The 18,461-nt window shown below is 59.4% G+C and carries 18 protein-coding genes; 13 read left to right on the forward strand and 5 right to left on the reverse strand.

Annotated features, from left to right (window positions below; translation table 11 throughout):
* The first annotated feature begins 49 nt into the window (after nt 1-49).
* From speB to FBZ99_RS26315, 10 genes are all read left to right on the forward strand, one after another.
* Entirely contained in the window at nt 50-1,105 is a 1,056-nt protein-coding gene (gene speB, locus FBZ99_RS26270; protein WP_113353534.1) for an agmatinase, read from the forward strand.
* 233 nt (nt 1,106-1,338) lie between these two features.
* Nucleotides 1,339-1,953, forward strand: coding sequence for a cupin domain-containing protein (locus FBZ99_RS26275; RefSeq protein ID WP_113353533.1), 615 nt, complete (start codon nt 1,339-1,341; stop codon nt 1,951-1,953).
* 121 nt (nt 1,954-2,074) lie between these two features.
* On the forward strand, nt 2,075-3,016 hold the full coding sequence (locus tag FBZ99_RS26280) for an ABC transporter substrate-binding protein (RefSeq protein ID WP_113396489.1): 942 nt from the start codon (nt 2,075-2,077) through the stop codon (nt 3,014-3,016).
* 90 nt (nt 3,017-3,106) lie between these two features.
* Entirely contained in the window at nt 3,107-3,904 is a 798-nt protein-coding gene (locus FBZ99_RS26285; protein WP_145635709.1) for an ATP-binding cassette domain-containing protein, read from the forward strand.
* A 2-nt stretch (nt 3,905-3,906) separates the two neighbouring features.
* The gene (locus FBZ99_RS26290; protein ID WP_233788545.1) at nt 3,907-4,914 is read left to right on the forward strand and encodes an ABC transporter permease; all 1,008 of its coding nucleotides are present in this window, start codon (nt 3,907-3,909) and stop codon (nt 4,912-4,914) included.
* Between the two features lie 5 nt (nt 4,915-4,919).
* On the forward strand, nt 4,920-6,008 hold the full coding sequence (locus FBZ99_RS26295; RefSeq protein ID WP_113388678.1) for a phosphotriesterase family protein: 1,089 nt from the start codon (nt 4,920-4,922) through the stop codon (nt 6,006-6,008).
* Nucleotides 6,009-6,034: 26 nt separating this feature from the next.
* Entirely contained in the window at nt 6,035-6,805 is a 771-nt protein-coding gene (locus FBZ99_RS26300) for a glutamine amidotransferase (RefSeq protein WP_113421133.1), read from the forward strand.
* A gap of 5 nt (nt 6,806-6,810) precedes the next feature.
* Complete coding sequence (locus tag FBZ99_RS26305; RefSeq protein ID WP_145635711.1) at nt 6,811-7,725, forward strand: ribokinase; 915 nt, start codon at nt 6,811-6,813, stop codon at nt 7,723-7,725.
* The gene (locus FBZ99_RS26310; RefSeq protein WP_113421135.1) at nt 7,722-8,564 is read left to right on the forward strand and encodes a BtpA/SgcQ family protein; all 843 of its coding nucleotides are present in this window, start codon (nt 7,722-7,724) and stop codon (nt 8,562-8,564) included. Before FBZ99_RS26305 ends, FBZ99_RS26310 begins: the two co-directional genes overlap by 4 nt.
* Nucleotides 8,561-9,802: a Zn-dependent hydrolase gene (locus FBZ99_RS26315; RefSeq protein WP_145635713.1), complete on the forward strand. Its 1,242-nt coding sequence runs from the start codon at nt 8,561-8,563 to the stop codon at nt 9,800-9,802. The genes FBZ99_RS26310 and FBZ99_RS26315 overlap by 4 nt, the downstream gene beginning before the upstream one ends.
* 216 nt (nt 9,803-10,018) lie before the next feature.
* Here the strand turns inward: FBZ99_RS26315 and FBZ99_RS26320 are convergent, their stop codons facing one another.
* Nucleotides 10,019-10,930 carry a LysR family transcriptional regulator gene (locus FBZ99_RS26320; RefSeq protein ID WP_145635715.1) on the reverse strand — a complete coding sequence of 304 codons (912 nt, stop codon included), beginning with the start codon at nt 10,928-10,930 and terminating at the stop codon, nt 10,019-10,021.
* 109 nt (nt 10,931-11,039) lie between these two features.
* Between FBZ99_RS26320 and FBZ99_RS26325 the strand changes: the two genes are divergently transcribed.
* The 3 genes from FBZ99_RS26325 (at nt 11,040) to FBZ99_RS26335 (ending at nt 14,477) form a co-directional block, all read left to right on the forward strand.
* Nucleotides 11,040-12,389 carry an amidohydrolase family protein gene (locus tag FBZ99_RS26325; RefSeq protein ID WP_145635717.1) on the forward strand — a complete coding sequence of 450 codons (1,350 nt, stop codon included), beginning with the start codon at nt 11,040-11,042 and terminating at the stop codon, nt 12,387-12,389.
* A gap of 62 nt (nt 12,390-12,451) precedes the next feature.
* The gene (locus tag FBZ99_RS26330; RefSeq protein WP_186450358.1) at nt 12,452-13,651 is read left to right on the forward strand and encodes an arabinose transporter; all 1,200 of its coding nucleotides are present in this window, start codon (nt 12,452-12,454) and stop codon (nt 13,649-13,651) included.
* A 55-nt stretch (nt 13,652-13,706) separates the two neighbouring features.
* Nucleotides 13,707-14,477 (forward strand): SDR family NAD(P)-dependent oxidoreductase, encoded by a 771-nt coding sequence (locus FBZ99_RS26335; RefSeq protein WP_145635721.1) that lies wholly within the window; start codon nt 13,707-13,709, stop codon nt 14,475-14,477.
* A gap of 183 nt (nt 14,478-14,660) precedes the next feature.
* On the opposite strand, the gene FBZ99_RS26340 is transcribed toward FBZ99_RS26335, so the two are convergent.
* From FBZ99_RS26340 to FBZ99_RS26355, 4 genes are all read right to left on the reverse strand, one after another.
* Nucleotides 14,661-16,022: an LLM class flavin-dependent oxidoreductase gene (locus tag FBZ99_RS26340; RefSeq protein WP_145635724.1), complete on the reverse strand. Its 1,362-nt coding sequence runs from the start codon at nt 16,020-16,022 to the stop codon at nt 14,661-14,663.
* 104 nt (nt 16,023-16,126) lie between these two features.
* Nucleotides 16,127-16,729 (reverse strand): alkylhydroperoxidase domain protein, encoded by a 603-nt coding sequence (locus FBZ99_RS26345; protein ID WP_145635726.1) that lies wholly within the window; start codon nt 16,727-16,729, stop codon nt 16,127-16,129.
* A gap of 23 nt (nt 16,730-16,752) precedes the next feature.
* The gene (locus FBZ99_RS26350; protein ID WP_113352987.1) at nt 16,753-17,382 is read right to left on the reverse strand and encodes a CMD domain protein; all 630 of its coding nucleotides are present in this window, start codon (nt 17,380-17,382) and stop codon (nt 16,753-16,755) included.
* Between the two features lie 26 nt (nt 17,383-17,408).
* Complete coding sequence (locus FBZ99_RS26355; RefSeq protein ID WP_145635728.1) at nt 17,409-18,461, reverse strand: putative FMN-dependent luciferase-like monooxygenase; 1,053 nt, start codon at nt 18,459-18,461, stop codon at nt 17,409-17,411.

Below are 18,461 nucleotides of genomic sequence, written 5' to 3' on the forward strand. Positions count from 1 at the left end.
CTCAACCTCTTTGTTGAGCGGGACGAACCTCAAGCGGAGACGCATGCGCATGGTGTGGGACAAGACGCGGCTCGAACAGCTGCGCGCGGAATTTTCAGACGCCAATGGCGGCGAGATATTCGACGAGAAGTTTCGCAAAGTGGCGGAGAAAATCATCTCCAAGAGCGGTACGAGACTGGCGCCATATGCCGGTGTGCCGACTTTCCTCAGCGCGCCCTACATGCAGGTCGCGGCCGACGAGCCTGACTTCGGCAATCTTCAGGTCGCGATAACGGGAATCCCGATGGATCTTGGCGTCACCAATCGCCCCGGCTCCCGCTTCGGACCGCGTGCTCTTCGCGCCATCGAAAGGATCGGTCCTTACAACCACGTTCTGGGAACGGCGCCGGTCTTCGATCTTCGGGTCGCCGACATTGGCGACGTGCCGTTCCAGAGCCGCTACCGGCTGGAACTCAGCCACGACGACATCGAGAAGCGTATCGGCCAGATCGTCGATGCCGGCGTCGCACCGCTGTCGGTGGGTGGCGATCATTCCATCAGCCACCCGATCTTGAAGGCTGTCGGCCGGAAGGAGCCGGTCGGTCTCATTCATATCGATGCGCATTGCGACACCAGCGGTGCCTTCGATCAAACGAAATTTCATCACGGGGGACCGTTCCGCAATGCCGTGCTGGACGGCGTGCTCGATCCGACAAGGACAATCCAGATCGGCATACGCGGTTCAGCGGAATACCTATGGGAATTCTCCTATAAATCGGGAATGACCGTGATCCACGCCGAGGACCTCAGCGGAAAGGGGATGGAGGCCGTCATCGCCAAGGCCAAATCCATCGTCGGCGACGGCCCGACCTATCTCTCCTTCGACATCGACAGCCTCGATCCGAGCTTCGCGCCGGGCACGGGCACGCCCGAGATCGGCGGATTGACGACGCGCGAAGTTCTAGAGCTGATCCGCGGGCTGAAGGGCGTGAACCTCGTGGGCGGCGACGTCGTCGAGGTCGCACCGCAATATGACGCAACGACCAACACAGCACATGCCGGAGCCCAGGTGCTCTTCGAGATTCTGAGCCTCATGGTGTTCAGCCCATCGATCGGCGGACGCTGAATGTTGCGGACCAATCCGCGCGAACTCCGCGAATAATCTCCGGCAACGTCGCCGCAGGTCGACGAGAGGACCGCATAACGGAATTCAGGACGACAATCAGCTTTCCCTGTGAAACAGGCGCTGGTGGAGAAGTCGCCCTGGCGCCCATGTCACCGGCGCTCGTGATAGCTAGACAGATGCGGAGGGGTGGCGTTAAGCTTTGGCTTTGTAACGGCGACACCAGAAACATGAACATGATTGGATCCCCCGGCAAATCGGGAGAAGACAACGAGGAAAAGATACTGACCAATCCGGCGCGGCTTGGAGGCCGTCTAAGGCTCGCCAGGCAAACCCGGGGCTTGACCCTTAAGGCTCTCGCCCTGGCCGCGGATTGCTCTGAAAGCCTTTTGTCGAAAATTGAAAACGGCAAGGCTTCGCCCTCGTTACCGATGTTGCATAGGCTTGTCGGTGTTCTGGGTACGAATATTGGCTGGATGTTCGAGGAGGCCGACGGTGAAGAGGGCATCGTCTTTCGTTCCGGGACAAGACCTTTGATTGGGCTCGACCCATTGCGCAGGGGGGAAGGCATATCTCTCGAACGGATAATCCCCTATTCGCAAGGCCATCTGCTTCAATGCAACATCCACCACATTGAGGCTGGTGGCCAAAGCGCCGGGCCGATCCAGCATGTCGGCGAGGAGGTTGGATACGTTCTCGCCGGCGAGATCGAACTGATGGTTGGCGAACGGACATTCCGGCTTTCCGTCGGCGACAGCTTCGTCTTCAACTCCGAGCTGCCCCATTGGTATCGCAATGTGGGCGCGGATCGCGCAAGCATCTTTTGGGTCAACACACCGGCGACCTTCTAGCGCCGCCACCGTCCTCAAAGCGAACCTGCGATCATCTTCAAAGCCACAAATTCAAGTCACTTGACAATCATTCAAGTTACTTGAATACTCCCCTTGCAATCCAAAAACATGGGGAACGATCATGCATCTCAAGAAATACCTGTTCGGTTGCGCGATTGGCGCGACCGTGGCACTTGCCTGCGGTGCCGGCGCCGCGATGGCGAATACGCTGGCTCTCGTGACGATCAACCAGCAGGCTCTCTTCTTCAACCAGATCAATGACGGCGCCAAGGAGGCGGCAAAGAAAGCCGGCGCCGATCTCGTCATATTCAACGCCAACAACGTGCCCAGCGCGCAAAATGACGCCATCGAGAACTACATCACCCAGAAGGTCGACGGCATCATATTGGTCGCCATCGACGTCAACGGAGTGAAGCCTGCAATCACCGCCGCCAAGAAGGCCGGCATTCCGGTCATCGCTATCGATGCCCAGATCCCGAACGGCGACAACATCGCCTTCGTGGGTGTCGACAATACCAAGGCGGGTGAGCAGATCGGCAAGTTCTATTCCGATTACGTCAAGGACAAGATGGGCGGCAGCGCCAAGGTCGGCGTGGTCGGCGCGCTCAATTCCTTCATCCAGAACCAGCGTCTTGATGGATTCAAGGCGGCGGTAAAGGCTGGCGGCCAGAAGGTCGATTTCCTCGATACCGTGGACGGTCAGAACGTCCAGGATGTCGCCCTCAGCGCGGCGGAAAATCTCATTACCGCCAATCCCGACATGACGACGCTGTATGCGACCGGCGAGCCGGCACTCCTCGGCGCCGTTGCGGCTGTCACCAGCCAGGGCAAAACAGGTAACGTGAAGGTCTTCGGCTGGGATCTGACCAAGCAAGCGATCGAGGGCATCGATCAGGGTTGGGTGACGGCCGTTATCCAGCAGGATCCGGCCGGCGAAGGCAAGGCGGCCGTCGAAGCGCTCGTCAAGGTGAAAAAGGGCGAGAAGATCGATCCGATCATCAATGTGCCTGTCACCATCGTCACCAAGGAAAATGTCGACAAGTTCCGGGGCATGTTCAAATAACTCCCCGCATCTCGTCACGTCATGGCCGATCGCATCGGCCGTGACGTTGTGGCATCATGGCTAAGGCCATTTCCGCAAGGCAGCATTGATATGACAAACGCTGATACCTACCGCGTCAGGATGACCGGTATCTCCAAACGCTATGGCACGATGCAGTCATTGGACAATGTGTCGTTGACCTTGAAACCGGGCGAGGTCCTCGGCCTCGTCGGTGACAACGGCGCCGGCAAATCGACCCTGAGCAAAGTGCTTTCGGGCGCGGTCATCCCGGATTCAGGAACGATCGAGATCGACGGCAAACCAATTTCCTTTGCCTCGCCCGCTGACGCACGCGCCGCGCATGTCGAGATGGTCTACCAGGATCTGTCCCTTTGCGACACGGTCGACGTGGCTGGAAATCTTTTTCTGGGGCGTGAACCGAGGTGGAAGCTTGCGGGCATTCCAATCCTCGACAAGAAGACCATGCATGAACGGGCGCGCCATATGCTGGAGGGGCTCGGCATCGTCATTCCGGACACGCATCTAAAGGTCGAGAATCTCTCAGGCGGGCAACGCCAGTCCATCGCGATCGGACGTGCGGCGTCATTCAATCCTTCGGTCCTGATCATGGACGAGCCGACGGCGGCCCTGGCTGTTGCCGAAGTCGAGGCGGTGCTGGAGCTCATCCGCACGGTCAGCGCCCGCGGCGTCAGCGTCATTCTGATCACGCATCGGCTGCAGGATCTCTTCCTCGTCTGCGATCGCATCCAGGTGATGTATGAAGGACAAAATGTCGCCGAGCGCCTTATCGCCGAAACGAATATCGAAGAAGTCGTCAACCTGATCGTCGGCCGCAAGTTTTCCGCGCGCTCGGCCGGCCAACATACCGAGCGAGGCGCTTCCATATGACCATGACATCCTCTCACGCCCAAACCGGCACGTCGTCTCGGCTGCGGAAGGCTCGCCTCTACGACAAGGCGATAGCCAATGGCGGCATTGTTTCAATCGCCCTGTTTTTCATCGCGGTCTGCATTTTCTTCTCCCTCTTTACAAATGTCTTTCTGACCGCTCCCAATCTCTTGAACGTGGTCAGACAATCCGCCCCCTTATTGATCGTGGCGGCGGCCATGACCTTCGTCATCACGACAGGCGGTATCGATCTTTCGGTTGGATCCGTATTGGCCCTTGCAGCAACGCTTTCGGCCGCCTGCCTGCAGGCAGGAATCGCGTGGCCGATTGTCGTTGTTTTGATGATGCTTCTTGGCGCGGCGACCGGATTAATCCAAGGATATTTCATCGCCTATGAGCGGATCCCCGCCTTCATCGTCACGCTGGCCGGACTATCGGTCATCAGGGGGCTGGCGCTGCTTATCACCGGTGGCTATTCGATTCCGGTCGATCCGCAGAGCCCGTTCACCGCGATTGGCCAGGCCTGGTTCGTTGGCATCCCTGCCCCCGCGATGATCGCGATCGTTGCCCTCATCGCGGCCTATATCGCCTTCAACGAAACGCCATTCGGGCGATACGTCACCGGCATCGGCGCCAATGCCGAGGCGGTGCGCCGCTCAGGCGTCAACACGCGGCGAGTCACCCTATTCGTCTATGTGATATCGGGCGTGGCAGCCTCCGTCGCCGGCATCATTCTTGCCGCGCGCCTGGGGTCCGGCTCCTCAAATGCCGGGCAAGGCTTCGAGCTCGATGTCATCGCCGCGGTTGTACTGGGCGGTACGAGCCTGTTCGGCGGGCGCGGTTCAGTGGTCGGAACGGTGCTCGGCGCACTGACGGTTGCCGTCATCGCCAACGGCCTGATCCTCTCGCACATGTCGCCCTTCTTCACGCCGATCGTCACCGGGGTCATCATCCTCGTGGCAATCTGGTTGAACTTCCGCCTTTTCAAAGGCGCGATAAGAGGCCGCTGAGCATGATGGATCATCTCTTTGCCGAGGGGGCCAGAACGCGGCACGCCATTGGCGTTCATACCGGATGCGCGATGACCGTGCTCGGCCCAATTCCGGTCGCGGACATGGGTGTGACACTCATGCATGAGCACATCTTCCTTGACGGAGCGACCTCATGGAAGTGCCCTTGCCATCCCGACGAAAAGGCGATCGCCGAACAGCCGGTTGGAATAGAGATCATCGGCGAGTTGCGGATGAACCCCTATATGAACCGCGACAATGTCTCGCTGGATGATCGGGATCTGGCGCTAGCCGAACTTTCCCGCTTCCAGAAGCTTGGCGGCCATACCGTGGTTGAAACCACCAACTTTGGCATAGGGCGCGATGCCGAACAATTGGCCCGCATCGCCCGCATGTCCGGTCTGAAGATCATCATGGGAACCGGTTTCTACCTGGAGCATACGCATCCGGAGTGGCTGAAGGGCATGGATCTGGATGAGGTCACCGCCTTCATCGTCAACGACGTCGGCGGTGGCGAAACCCAGCCAGATATCATGGCAGGCATCATCGGTGAGGTCGGCGTCAGCAAGGACTTTACAGCCGAGGAGCAAAAATCCTTGAGGGCATCGGCGCGAGCCTCGCGGTTGACTGGCCTGCCTCTATCCATCCATTTGCCGGGATGGGAACGCCTTGCCCATCGCGTCCTTGATGTGGTCGAGGATGAAGGCGCGGACCTGCGTCACACCGTGCTCTGCCACATGAATCCCAGCCATAATGATCTTCATTATCAAAAGAGCCTCGCGGAACGCGGTGCCTTCCTGGAATACGACATGATCGGCATGGATTATTATTACGCCGATCAGAATGCGCAATCGCCATCGGACGAGGAGAACGCGAGGGCGATCAGGGCGCTCATAGACCTGGGCTTCGCCGATCGGCTGCTTCTGTCTCAGGACGTCTTTCTCAAGATCATGCTGACCCGCTATGGCGGCTTCGGCTACGGCTACATTCTCAAGCATTTCCTGCCGCGACTGAAGCGTCACGGTGTCGATCAGCAGGCGATCGACCAAATGCTGATCACCAATCCCCAATCGGTATTTTCCGCCTCGGCCTGAAGGTCGGGTGCATCCAAGGAGCAGACATGAGCAAGAAAAAGGTTCTTCTGGCGGGTGAATCATGGGTTTCGACCGCCACCCATATCAAGGGTTTCGATCAGTTTCCGACGGTGACCTATCACACCGGTGCCGACGAATTGCTGAAGGCATTGAAGGACAGCGCCTTTGATGTCACCTTCATGCCGGCCCATGAGGCGCAGCGTGATTTCCCGCTGACAGCCGAAGCACTCGCGGAATATGACGCGGTCGTTCTGTCCGATATCGGCGCAAACACGCTGCTATTGCACCCTGATACCTGGATTCATTCCAAGAGGACGCCAAACCGGCTGAAGCTGCTGCGCGATTACGTTACAAATGGCGGCGCGTTGCTGATGTTCGGCGGCTATTACAGCTTCCAAGGCATCAATGGCGGCGCGCGCTATCATAAAACGCCAGTGGAGGAGGTGCTGCCGGTAACCTGCCTTGCCATCGATGACCGCGTTGAAGTTCCCGAGGGGTTTTCGCCCGTCGTGACAGGCAATGACACCCACCCGGTTCTCAAAGGCCTCGGCAAAGATTGGCCCTACCTTCTCGGTTTCAATGAGGTGAAGGCGAAGCCAGGAGCTGACGTGCTTGCGACGGTTTCAGGCGAATATGGTTCGCAGCCACTTTTGGTAACCGGCACCTATGGCGCCGGCAGGACACTCGTCTGGACTTCGGATGTCGGTCCACACTGGCTGCCGCCGGAGTTCATTGCCTGGAACGGCTACAAGACGCTCTTCGAGCAGATGCTGGCCTGGGCAACGCTCAAGGACTGACGCCCATGCGCCTCCACGTCGTCGGCAATGTCTGCGTCGATACGAGCTTCCGCCTGCCACGCCTGCCGCGTCCGGGGGAAACGCTCAATGCGACCTCGATCGTTGAAGGCATAGGAGGCAAGGGTGCCAATCAAGCCGTGGCGGCGGCGCGAAGCGGGGCAGCGGTGTGCTTCTGGAGCGCGCTTGGCGACGACGACATGGCGGATGGCGTGAGCGAGACGTTGAAGAGCGACCTCGAGGTCGATCGACTGATCCGCCTGCCTCTTTCCACCGACCGTTCGACGATCCTGCTGGAAGAAGCCGGCGAAAACGCCATCGTCAGCGCCGTCGCCTGCGCGCGAGCCTTCGATCCGATCCGGCAATCGGCCCTGACGCGGACCTGGAGCAAGGGCGACATCCTTCTGATGCAGGGCAACCTGTTCAGGGAGGTCACCGCCAGCTGTCTGAAGCTTGCCGGGAGGTCAGGCCTGAAGACGGTGCTCAATGCCAGTCCTCTGTCGGACATGACGGTCGAGGATCTTGCCGACGTGGATCTTGTCATCGTCAATCAAGGCGAAGCCGCGGCGCTGACGGGCATGGAAAGCCCAAGGGCAGCGGCAAACCTGCTTTTGGAGAAAGGAGCGAGAAGCGTCGTCGTGACGCTTGGAAGCCAAGGCAGCCTCATATGGGATCAGGCGGATCAAACACCAGTTTTCCTCGCAGCGCCCAAGAGCGCGGTCGTTGATACCAGCGGCGCCGGTGACTGCTTTGCGGGCGTCCTCGTCGGCATGCTCGCACAAGGAAAACCCCTGACCGCAGCCGCGAACGTGGCAACCAAGGCCGCCGGCATCTCCGTCGGTCGTCTTGGAACGCTCGCCTCCTACCCCTCGCGGGTGGAAATTTCGGACATCATCAAGAGATCAGAACTGGAAAACACATGAGTGGGACAATGAAACCCATCGGGCAGATAGCTGGCAACGCGCTCATCGATCTTTTCGGGCGCGAAAAGGCGATCATAGGCGTCGTTCACCTGGCGCCGCTTCCCGGTGCGCCGCGCTACTCCGGCGAGGAGATCGAGACCGTCTACCAGCGCGGACTTGACGATGCCCGCGCCTACCTTGCCGGCGGCTGCGACGCCGTGATCATCGAGAACCACGGCGATATTCCTTTTTCCAAGCCCGATGACATCGGCCCCGAAACCTCGGCCTACATGGCCGTCATCTCCGATCGCATCCGTCGCGAACTCGGCGGTCCGATCGGCATCAATGTTCTTGCGAATGCCGCCATTCCGGCGCTTGCAATCGCCAGTGCGGCAGGCGCGGGCTTCGTGCGCGTCAATCAATGGGCGAACGCCTATGTCGCCAATGAAGGCTTCATCGAGGGAGAAGCTGCCCGCGCAATGCGCTATCGCGCACGGCTCAATGCCCATGGCATCCGCATCTTCGCCGATGCCCATGTCAAACATGGAGCGCATGCCATCGTTGCGGACCGACCGATCGAGGAACAGGTCAAGGATCTCGTCTTCTTTGACGCAGATGCCATTATCGCCACAGGGCAAAGGACAGGGCATGCAGCCGATCTCGATTATATCAAAATGATCAAGCGGGCGGCGGGGCTGCCGACCCTCGTCGGTAGCGGTGTGACGCCGGAAAATGGTAACGACATTCTGTCAGTAGCCGATGGTGTGATCATTGCAAGCTCACTGAAGTATGATGGCGTCTGGTGGAACGCAGTCGATCCGCAAAGGGTAAAAGACTTCGTGACAGGCATCCATCGATGACGTCATACCCACAAATCAATGCGCAGCGTCTGCTGCGGCGCATTGCCGATTTTGCAACGATAGGAGCAACGCCAGCGGGAGGGGTGAACCGTCAAGCGTTGAGCATCGGAGATAGGACGGCCCGGCGCCAGCTTGCGGAACTGGCCGTTGCCCGCGGTTTCAAAGCCAACCAGGATGCGATTGCCAATCTGTTCATCCGGCGTGAGGGACATGATCCTTCATTGCCACCCGTTTTGATTGGCAGCCATCTTGACAGCCAGCCCACGGGAGGCAGGTTTGATGGTGCGCTTGGCACGCTATCCGCCTTCGAGGTACTGGAAGCCCTTGAGGATGCCGGAGCCGTTACGGAACGATCCGTCGAAGTTGTGTCTTGGACCAACGAGGAAGGTAGCCGCTTCTCTCCCGGCTGCATGGGATCCATGGCCTTTATTGGCGCGGGCGACATGGCTGTGTGGCAGGATGCGCGCGGCACCGACGGGGTCAGGCTTGGCGATGAATTGGAGGCGACATTGAAGGCACTGCCGGAAGCCAAGATGCAGCCGGTCGGCCATGTGGTGTCCGCTTTCGTTGAGATGCATATCGAGCAGGGACCCGTTCTCGAGCGCGCGGGCATCCCGATCGGCCTCGTCACCGGCGTACAAGGAACCAGATGGCTCGAAGTTTCCTTCAGCGGCGAGGCGGCTCATGCTGGCACGACTCCGCTGGAATTCCGCAAAGATCCCATGGCGGCGGCCGTCGCGGCGATCGCGCAACTGCAGCTCCTCGTCATGCCGGCCGATCCGATGGCGCGGCTGACCGTTGGTCGAATGAGCGTCGAACCCAGCTCCGTCAACGTCATTCCAAGCAGGGTCACATTCACCATCGACATCCGCCATCCGCGAGAAGACGTGCTTTCTTCCATAGAAGCTCAAATCGACGCGGAATGCCGCGCGTCGGCTATGCGCCATATGGTCGATGTGCTCATCAAAAAACGTTTCGACTTGGCACCCGGACAATTCGACACGGCAATCGTCGATGTGATCGACAAGGCTTGCGAAAGGCTTGGCGTTTCCAACATGAAATTGGTTTCCGGCGCCTTTCACGATGCACTTTTCATCAGTCGTGTTGCACCGACAGCGATGATATTTGTTCCGTGCCGAGACGGCATCAGCCATAACGAGGCTGAATTTGTCACCTCGGAGAACATCGAGACAGGCGCGAAGGTACTGCTTGAGACTGCCCTTTCCTTGGCTCGATGAGCAATGATCATCCCCCTTAAGGCGGCCGATGATAGCGCGATAGAATCAGCGACGGCATGCGGACGCAGCGGCAGACGATGCCGATCGCGTTGCAGCGAGCGCCAATGGATTTGCCTTTAATGGCTGGAAAGTGGTGCCGCCCTCCGCCGACTAGCGCAGGCGCTCAAAAAAGAGCGCCCACACTATCAATCGGCGGTATACGGCATCCCTCAACCCCTAACGTTCGAGTTCCTCAGTAATGTCGGCGCAGAAATCGACAAATGCGCGTACCTTGGCTGGCGGCTGCTTGCGTGATGGTTGGAAAGCAAAGAGCGGGAAACGCTCGCCATGCCAGTCGGGGAAGAGGTCGATCAGCGATCCTGTCGCCAATGCCTGCCCAACCCCCCAGCCGATTACCTGAGCAATGCCGGTTCCAGCAAGGCATTCATCGAGCATGGTCTTGGGGTCGGTGAACGTCAACGGTCCGCTCGTCGGAACATCGATTGTCTCGCCTCCCCGGATGAATTCCCATTCGAATGGCCTCCCGGTATAGGGATCGATAAACTGCAGACAGCGATGAACGGAGAGGTCGCGAGGATGCGCCGGACGACCATGGCGCTCCAGATAGCGAGGCGACGCCACGGTCAGAATTGGTGCTTCAATTAGCTTTCGCGCAATCAGGTTGGCAAAGCGAGGCTGGCCAAACCGGATCGCAAGATCGATACCGTCTGCAACAAGATCTCCGACATGCTCTCTGGTCACGAACTCGATAGATAGATCCGGATAGCGTTCGCAGAATCCACCAAGCCGGCCTGCGAGCACGAGGGGCAGAAAGAATGGATCGATATCCACTTTCAAACGACCGCGCACCGCTGTTGCCGAGCCGGACACGACCACGGCAGCGTCTTCGATCGCATTCAAGTGCGGCTTCACCTCTTCATAAAACCGCCGGCCCTCGTCGGTCAGCGTCACCGAGCGCGTCGTTCGATCGAGCAGGCGCACGCCGAGGCGTGTCTCAAGACGGCCAATGGCCCGGCTTACACCGGAATCGGTGATGCCGATCAGTTCAGCGCCTTTGACGAAGCTCCCACCTTCAACGACGGCCGCAAACACGCTCACCCCCGAGAGAATCCGTCCATCAAAAGACATGTGCCGACTCCTGACTTTTGGTCAGGAATCATCTGACATAAACGCACTTAATTCAAGATCATTCCAGAGCGATAACGGTCCCGTGCTTTAAACCTGAGAGGACCCAATCATGAGCAATCTCAACCATCCCCGCACGCTTTTCAAAGGCGGCACCATACTGACAATGGACAAGACGGTCGGCAATCTCCCCATCGGCGACCTGCTCGTGGAACGCGGCAGAATAGCGGCCATCGGGCAGAACCTCGCCATTGCCGATGCAACGGTTATCGATGCTTCTGACAGCATCGTCATGCCAGGTCTGATCGACGCCCATCATCACATGTGGCTGGGCGCAATGCGCCGTATGATGCCCGATGTGCACGATCTCTTTGCCTATATCGATATGGTGGCGGAAACACTGGGCTGCCATTATCGACCGCTGGATATGTATCTCAGCACCCGGCTCACCGCGCTCGCCTGTCTCGATGCCGGCATCACGACCGTCATCGACGCTTGCCATTCCTCCCGCAGCCCGGAACATACCGACGCAGCGCTCGACGCTCTCGATGGCAGCGGTATCCGCGCCCTGCACATGGTCGGCGCCGCCATGGACAAGAAGGCGTCCTCCGCACACCTACCGGGCGATCTGAAGCGGCTGGCGGACAACTGGAACCAAGGCGATGGCCTTGTGCGTGTCGGCCTGTTCGGCCAGCTCAATCTCGATTGGTGGAAGGTCGCCCGCAGCCTGAATATGCGCATTCTGACCGAGTTCATCGGCGATCTAGCCAAGCTCGGCCCGGAATTTGCCGAAGAGGGCGTGCTCGGCCCGCACAGCATCTTCAATCATTGCACCCGCATTCCGCGGGAGACGTGGCGCCTCTTTGCCAATGCCGGCGTGAACATTACCGTCAACCCGCGTTCCGATGCACTGTTCGGTTTCGATGACGAGAGTTTCGCGTATCAGCAAGCGATCGACCATGGCCTGACGCCGGCTATCGGCATCGATCTCGACACGGCCTTCGGCAGCGACATGTTCGGCGAGATGCACGCCCTATTCCTGCAGCAGCGCTCGGCCATGCGTTACCGCAAATTCCGAGGCGAAGATAATGTGCCCTTGCCGATCACCGTCGAGCGCGTCCTTGAAGCGGCAACCGTAAACGGTGCACGCGCCGCGGGTCTTGAGAGCGAGGTCGGTTCGCTGGCGCCCGGCAAGCAGGCCGATATCATCATGGTACGTGCCGACGGCGTCGCCGTCATACCGGTCAATAACGCCGTCGGCACGATCGTCCAGGCCGTCGAGCGCTCGGATGTTGATACGGTCATGGTCGCCGGCGAGATCCGCAAACGCGGCGGAAAGCTGGTCGGCACCGATCTCATCAAGCTATCATCGGAGATCGCCGCGTCGCGCGATTACCTGCTGGAAAAGAGCGGCTATCGCCTGGACCGCCTCGGCGCACCCGCCCCCGAAGAAGCGGCCTGAATCGGTGCCGCCGCTTTTCGGCGACGCTGCTACCCCACAGATTTTTCAGAATGGAGGCTGTCATGTCAGCATCTCTCATCAATGAGACGACGGAAGCGAAAGCCGCTCCCGCATATCTTTCCCGCCCTGCCCCGGGGATCATCGCCGCGCTCTTTTGTGGCTATCTCGCGGTCGGACTTCCGCTTCCGGTTATACCGCTCTTCATCCACGACAAGCTCGGCTTCAACAATCTGGTCGTCGGCCTGGTGATTGGCATCCAATTTCTCGCTACCGTGCTCAGTCGTGGCTATGCGGGACGCTTGACCGATCTCAAAGGCGGTCAGCGTTCCGCCCTGCAAGGTGCCGCGATCAGCATGACCGCAGGGCTGCTCTATCTGGCGGCGGCCATGCCCATTCTCTCGCCCGATGTCAGCCTTGCAATTCTTGTTATCGGGCGATTGATTGCCGGTCTCGGGGAGAGCCTCTTCGTCACCGGCTGTGTCTCCTGGTCGATCGCCTCGGTCGGACCACAGCGCGCAGGCATGTCGATGTCGTGGACCGGCATTGCCATGTTCGCGGCACTGGCCATCGGCGCGCCGGTCGGCATGGCTCTGTATCAGTCTTATGGCCTGGAGACCGCAATGATCGCCTGCATCCTTGCCCCGCTACTCGCAGTCGCTATCGCATTTCGTTCGACCTCTTATACGAGCCCGGCAGGCCCGCGTCTGCCCTTCCATAAGGTCATCGGCCAAATCTGGCGCGAAGGGGCCGGGCTGATGCTGCAAGGAGTGGGACTGTCGGGTCTTACCGCCTTCGCATCGCTCTACTTCGCAGCCCACCATTGGAACAATGCCGGCTTGGTCATGACGGCCTTCGGCATCGGCTTCATCTTCGTGCGCGTCGTATTCGGCTCGCTGCCCGACAGAATGAGCGGCTATAGCATCGCATTCTGGTCCTCGGTGATAGTTGCAGCCGGCCAGGCGCTGATCTGGGTGACGCTTAATGAATGGATGGCGCTTGCCGGCGCCCTGGTCACCGGCCTCGGTTGTGCGCTGATCTTTCCCGCTCTCGGCGTCGAAGCGCTGAAGCGAGTGCCTCCGGCCAATCGTGGCAGCGCCATGGGCGGCTTCGTGGCTTTTCTCGATATCGCCTACGGCATTTCCGGTCCGGTCGCTGGCATCATCGCCGGACAGTTCGGATATGCGGCCGTCTACCTCTTTGGCGCCGCCTGCGCCCTCGCCGGTGCCGCACTTGTCCAGACCGCCCGCTCTTCGCAATCCTGACCATTATTCCACATTGCCTGTGAGACTTGCTCGCCGGCTATCAAAGGAGATTTTCATGTCCCGCATCTTCATTTCCGGCTCGTCGACCGGTCTCGGCCTCATGGTGGCTGAACGTCTAACCGAACAAAGCCACCGGGTCGTGCTTCATGCGCGCAATCCGGCTCGCGCCAATGATGCCCGCCGCGCTCTTCCGAAGGCGGAGGCAGTCGTGATCGGTGATCTCGAGACCATCGCCGGTGCAAAAATTCTCGCCGCCGAAGTCAACAGGCTCGGACGGTTCGATGCTGTGATCCACAATGCCGCCGTCGGCTATCGCGAAGCTCATCGCCTCACCTCCGACGGGCTGCCGCATGTCTTCGCCATAAACACACTATCGGCCTACATTCTGACCGCACTCCTCGAACCACCGAAGCGGCTAGTCTACCTGTCGTCCGGCATGCACCATCATGCAGATGCCAATCTCGATGATATTCTCTGGAAACGTCGCAGGTGGAACGGATCAGAGGCCTATGCCGAAAGCAAGCTGCACGACGCAATGCTCGCATTCGCGATCGCGCGACGTTGGAAGGACGTGTTCTCGAATTCATTGGAGCCCGGATGGGTTCCAACCAAGATGGGCGGCCCTGGCGCACCTGATGACATGGCACAGGCCCATCTGACTCAAGCCTGGCTGGCAGCCGGCGACGACCCGAAGGCGGATGTCACGGGAGAATACTTCTATCATCTGAAGCGTCGGACCGCGAACCCGCAGGCTCATGATCCAGCGCTTCAAGACAGCCTCATCGCAATCTGCGAGGAGATCTCGGGCGTGACTTTGCCGAAATAATTCACCGTCGGTCTTTTAGATCTTTAAAAATCTATTGGAGCGCGCACGGGAAGCATTCGGGACTCGAAAGAACACTAAGCCAGCATACTCTCCTTCGCCGTAATCTGGTCCGATCCGCCGAAACGACACGTCCAGAGAATTCCGGGCGTCACGTGTTTCTACCTTTCAAATCCACAAGCTTGACTATCGCCGTCTATAAGACGCCCCGCAGTGACGTTCCGGCAGGCGAGCGGTTTCCCCGAAGATCTTTTGCCGCAGTGAACCTTCCGCGTACGCAGTCTTATAGAGACCCCGATCCTGCAAGGCTGGCACTACAATATCAACGAAATCCTCAAAGCCCTCCGGCGCTACCGTACAGGTTAGGTTAAAGCCGTCGATCTCCCCCTCATCGATCCACGCGGAAAGCTCATCCGCGACCGTTGCGGCATCGCCGACAATGACCGGATAGCGGCCGCCAATGGACAGTTCCCCTAGCAATTGCCGCTTGGTCCAGCCTCGTTGCTGCGCAGTTTGCGTTGCTGATTGGCTGGCGTTGGACGGTCCATAGACGATAGTCTCGTCGAGCTCGTAACGCGAAAAATCGATGCCCGTGCTCGCCGAAAAATGCGCCAACCCGGCTTCAGGATTAGCATGGTGGAGGTAGTCCGTATATTTTTCCCGCGCTGCGGCGGCCGAGCGATCCGTTACGACAGTTATGCCGACAAAGATTTTCACGTCATCGGGCTTTCGGCCTGCGGCAACAGCCGCCTGGCGCAGCGCCCGGCCAGCGGCGCGTGCTGCGCTCTTGTCGGCGGCTGCAATGAAGATGCATTCGGCATGACGGGCAGCAAATTGCCTGCCGCGGCCGGATGTACCCGCCTGATAAAGAACCGGTGTACGCTGTATGGACGGTTCGGCAAGATGATAGCCGCGCGAACGATAGAATTGCCCCTCATGATCTATCTGATGGACTTTTGACGGATCGGCATAGATGCGCTTTTTCTTGTCCGCCAAAACCGCGTCGTCTTCCCAGCTTCCCTCCCAGAATTTGTACAGGAGTTCGAGATATTCGTCTGCGCGATCGTAGCGGGTATCGTGCTCGATCTGCATATCGAGTCCCAAGCCGCGCGCGGCACTGTCGAGATAGCCGGTTACGATATTCCAGCCAATGCGCCCATCGGTCAGATGATCGAGCGTCGACATGCGCCGCGCAAAAACATAGGGCGCATCCGTACTGGCATTGACCGTTACACCAAAGCCAAGATGCCGCGTCACGGCCGCCATAGCGGACACCAGCAACAAGGGATCATTGAGCGGCAACTGAATGGATTCCCGCAAGGTTAGATCGACCGAGTTCTGGTAGACGTCATAGACGCCGAGAATATCGGCCAGGAAAATGCCATCGAAAAGGCCGCGTTCCAGCGTCGCCGCAAGCGATGTCCAATAGCTCAGCGTCTTATAGCGATCGGACTGATCTCGCGGATGGGTCCATAGCCCGTGATTGACGTGCCCGACGCAGTTCATGTTGAATGCGTTGAGCAGTATCTTTTTTCTTTGCGTGACCATCTCGTCCGTCGTTTCAGTTTCGATCGCGCCGTATTGTAGCGCTTGCCATCGACATAGCCGCCCTCCAGACGAGCTTCCGCCGCTCAATCACGACAACGTCTGCTTCAGGCTGCCGGCGTCGGTTCGCCGAGCGAAAGCATCAATCGGTTTGCCCAATTGAAGAAGGCAGCTCCATAGATCACGTCGGCGATTTCCAGATCATCCAGGCCTTCCTCGCGCAATCTGACGATCTCGTTGGCTCCAAATTGCGATGGCGTCGCGGTGAGCGCGGCTGAAGCCTCGACAACCGCATTCCAGCGACTGCCAAGATCAGCCTGAAGCCCATCATCCAGCAGACGCTGCACGTCATCCGTCCGCTTGGAATGATGGGCGGCGAAGCGAGAATGGACCGATGCGCAAAAAACACAGCCATTCACCCGCGATGCGGCCGTGGCAGCCAGTTCACGCTCAGCACGAGGAAGGCCGGCCGAGACATTGTAGAAGATATCCTTGTCCGTCTTGGTACGGGCCTGGAGAATGTCGGGATCGCGTACCAGCAGCATGAAATACGGCGACTTCGCGCGGGATGCATCCACAAGGCCTGCCCAGTGGCGCTCGGTCAAGTCCGCTTCATCAAGGGGCCGCAGCCAGGGTGTCCAGCCGATTTCAGCTTGAGTGAAGGCGTTTGGTCGGTCTGCGATTTCGGGATGAATTACAGTTTCGGTCATGAAAGGATTCCTTGTTCGTGCGATCAGGCTTGCGCGACCCGTCCGACATCGGCTGGATTGGCAGCCAAGGCCCTCAAGCCTGTAACGACCCTGATCTGAAACGCGAGAAATGCGACCAGCTGTGACAAGGTAACGATGCCTGTGGTCGTCCAGCCGGCATCTAGTAGCTTCTGCAGCGCCGCGGCACTCGCATCCCTCGGACGGAAGACCAGAAGGTGGCTGTGTTCGAGCGCCGTGCTGAGCTTCAGGTCCAGAAGTTGCCGGCTTTCGCCCGATACCTCATAAACGAAGCCCGGCCGGTCCTCACGGGAAAGCGGGCCAGCCAGATAATGGCCGTAAGGTCCGGTTGTATCGCCGACCTCCAGCTCCGCGGAGATGATGGCGACGAGCTCCGGGCCGTGCGCCTCATCCCGCAACTTGGAAGAATAAAAATCAGCGATCTCCGGCGCCTTGTGGAGGCCAGCGACAAAGGCGGCGACGGCAAGGCGCTCCGCCGGGGTCACGCTTCCCCAATGCTCGGGCTCGAAAAGAGCTTCATAGCTCTTTTGAGCATTGAGGCGCGTCTCGGGCCGTTGTGCCCGAAGGCCGTCAAGATCGGACCCAGGATCTATTCCCGCGAGGAAATCGATGACGTCTCTGGTCTGCAAAGTCATGGTCGATGCCTTCTCTTCGGATACCGCTATTGGATTTGCGCCGCCAAGCGGCGCTCTTTTCCGGTTAGGTTCTGCCGCACCCAACCAAGCGCTGGGGCGACATGAGCAGCCGTCAGTTCCAGCGAGCGCAGGATATGTTCATGCGGCGGATCGACGGAATGCACTTGAAAGACCAGATCCGTGACCCGCGCCAATGCCGTGTCTGCCTGAAGTGACGCGATAACGTCGTCGGGGGTGCCGACGTGAACATCGAAGGCTCCAATCAAATCAGCCGTGGTTTCGCCCGGGATCACGAAGCCCGCCGCCTTGAAGTGTTCGACGATCCGCCTCAAGCCGATATCGGCGAAATGAAGGGCCTCTTTCCTGCTATCGGCGACAAAGAGGCTCCGGGAACCCAATATCCGCGGCTGACGCCCTGCCGGCAACGCAGACAGGTAGGCATCGATAATCGGGTTCTGCAGGTCGCAAAGCTTGGCGTGTGGCGTCTCGACCGGCCGCGGCTGTGTGCGCGACAACATCAGCCCGTCCCCATCGCGGCCGGCACGCAAGCCGCCGCCAACGGAAAATGTCGCCTGCCACACATGGTCGCGCAAATGCGGTGCCGCCGGATAGAGGCGGTTGCCGCCCGCAAGCTCTCCGCCCGCCCAGGCATCGCGCACGAGAGCAAGATGATTGCCATAGACCTCCGTGCGCTGGCTGCTTTCCAGGCCGAAGGGAAGGAAGGCCTGCGGGGTGCCGCCCGTTCCGAAGCCGACCTCCATCCGTCCGCCGAGCAGCTTGTCGAGCACGGCCGTATCTTCGGCGACCCGCACCGCGTTCTCCATCGGCAACGTGATGACACCCGTGCCCAAACGAATATGCGAGGTCTGCGGGGCCAGGGTGGCGAGAAACACCAATGGTGCAGGCAGGCCGCCTTCGTCTCCGTTGAAGTGATGCTGCGCCACCCAGGCCGTGTCGAAGCCATGTTTTTCGGCATGGAGGATCTGTTCGGCAACCAGCCTGTAGCGGGTTCCGGCATCCACCTGGTCCAGGACCCGGCTGAAGAAGCCCAGTCGCTTCGGTAATGTTGGCGTACTCAT

The sequence above is a fragment of the Rhizobium sp. ERR 1071 genome, from assembly GCF_007828675.1.
Lineage (GTDB): Bacteria > Pseudomonadota > Alphaproteobacteria > Rhizobiales > Rhizobiaceae > Rhizobium > Rhizobium dioscoreae.

Bases quoted from the DNA above. Each gene is read 5' to 3' on its own strand.
- speB (WP_113353534.1), top strand. From the start codon at position 50: ATGGTGTGGGACAAGACGCGGCTCGAACAGCTGCGCGCGGAATTTTCA.
- FBZ99_RS26275 (WP_113353533.1), top strand. From the start codon at position 1,339: ATGATTGGATCCCCCGGCAAATCGGGAGAAGACAACGAGGAAAAGATA.
- FBZ99_RS26280 (WP_113396489.1), top strand. From the start codon at position 2,075: ATGCATCTCAAGAAATACCTGTTCGGTTGCGCGATTGGCGCGACCGTG.
- FBZ99_RS26285 (WP_145635709.1), top strand. From the start codon at position 3,107: ATGACAAACGCTGATACCTACCGCGTCAGGATGACCGGTATCTCCAAA.
- FBZ99_RS26290 (WP_233788545.1), top strand. From the start codon at position 3,907: ATGACATCCTCTCACGCCCAAACCGGCACGTCGTCTCGGCTGCGGAAG.
- FBZ99_RS26295 (WP_113388678.1), top strand. From the start codon at position 4,920: ATGGATCATCTCTTTGCCGAGGGGGCCAGAACGCGGCACGCCATTGGC.
- FBZ99_RS26300 (WP_113421133.1), top strand. From the start codon at position 6,035: ATGAGCAAGAAAAAGGTTCTTCTGGCGGGTGAATCATGGGTTTCGACC.
- FBZ99_RS26305 (WP_145635711.1), top strand. From the start codon at position 6,811: ATGCGCCTCCACGTCGTCGGCAATGTCTGCGTCGATACGAGCTTCCGC.
- FBZ99_RS26310 (WP_113421135.1), top strand. From the start codon at position 7,722: ATGAGTGGGACAATGAAACCCATCGGGCAGATAGCTGGCAACGCGCTC.
- FBZ99_RS26315 (WP_145635713.1), top strand. From the start codon at position 8,561: ATGACGTCATACCCACAAATCAATGCGCAGCGTCTGCTGCGGCGCATT.
- FBZ99_RS26320 (WP_145635715.1), bottom strand. From the start codon at position 10,930: ATGTCTTTTGATGGACGGATTCTCTCGGGGGTGAGCGTGTTTGCGGCC.
- FBZ99_RS26325 (WP_145635717.1), top strand. From the start codon at position 11,040: ATGAGCAATCTCAACCATCCCCGCACGCTTTTCAAAGGCGGCACCATA.
- FBZ99_RS26330 (WP_186450358.1), top strand. From the start codon at position 12,452: ATGTCAGCATCTCTCATCAATGAGACGACGGAAGCGAAAGCCGCTCCC.
- FBZ99_RS26335 (WP_145635721.1), top strand. From the start codon at position 13,707: ATGTCCCGCATCTTCATTTCCGGCTCGTCGACCGGTCTCGGCCTCATG.
- FBZ99_RS26340 (WP_145635724.1), bottom strand. From the start codon at position 16,022: ATGGTCACGCAAAGAAAAAAGATACTGCTCAACGCATTCAACATGAAC.
- FBZ99_RS26345 (WP_145635726.1), bottom strand. From the start codon at position 16,729: ATGACCGAAACTGTAATTCATCCCGAAATCGCAGACCGACCAAACGCC.
- FBZ99_RS26350 (WP_113352987.1), bottom strand. From the start codon at position 17,382: ATGACTTTGCAGACCAGAGACGTCATCGATTTCCTCGCGGGAATAGAT.
- FBZ99_RS26355 (WP_145635728.1), bottom strand. From the start codon at position 18,461: ATGAGTACGCCAACATTACCGAAGCGACTGGGCTTCTTCAGCCGGGTC.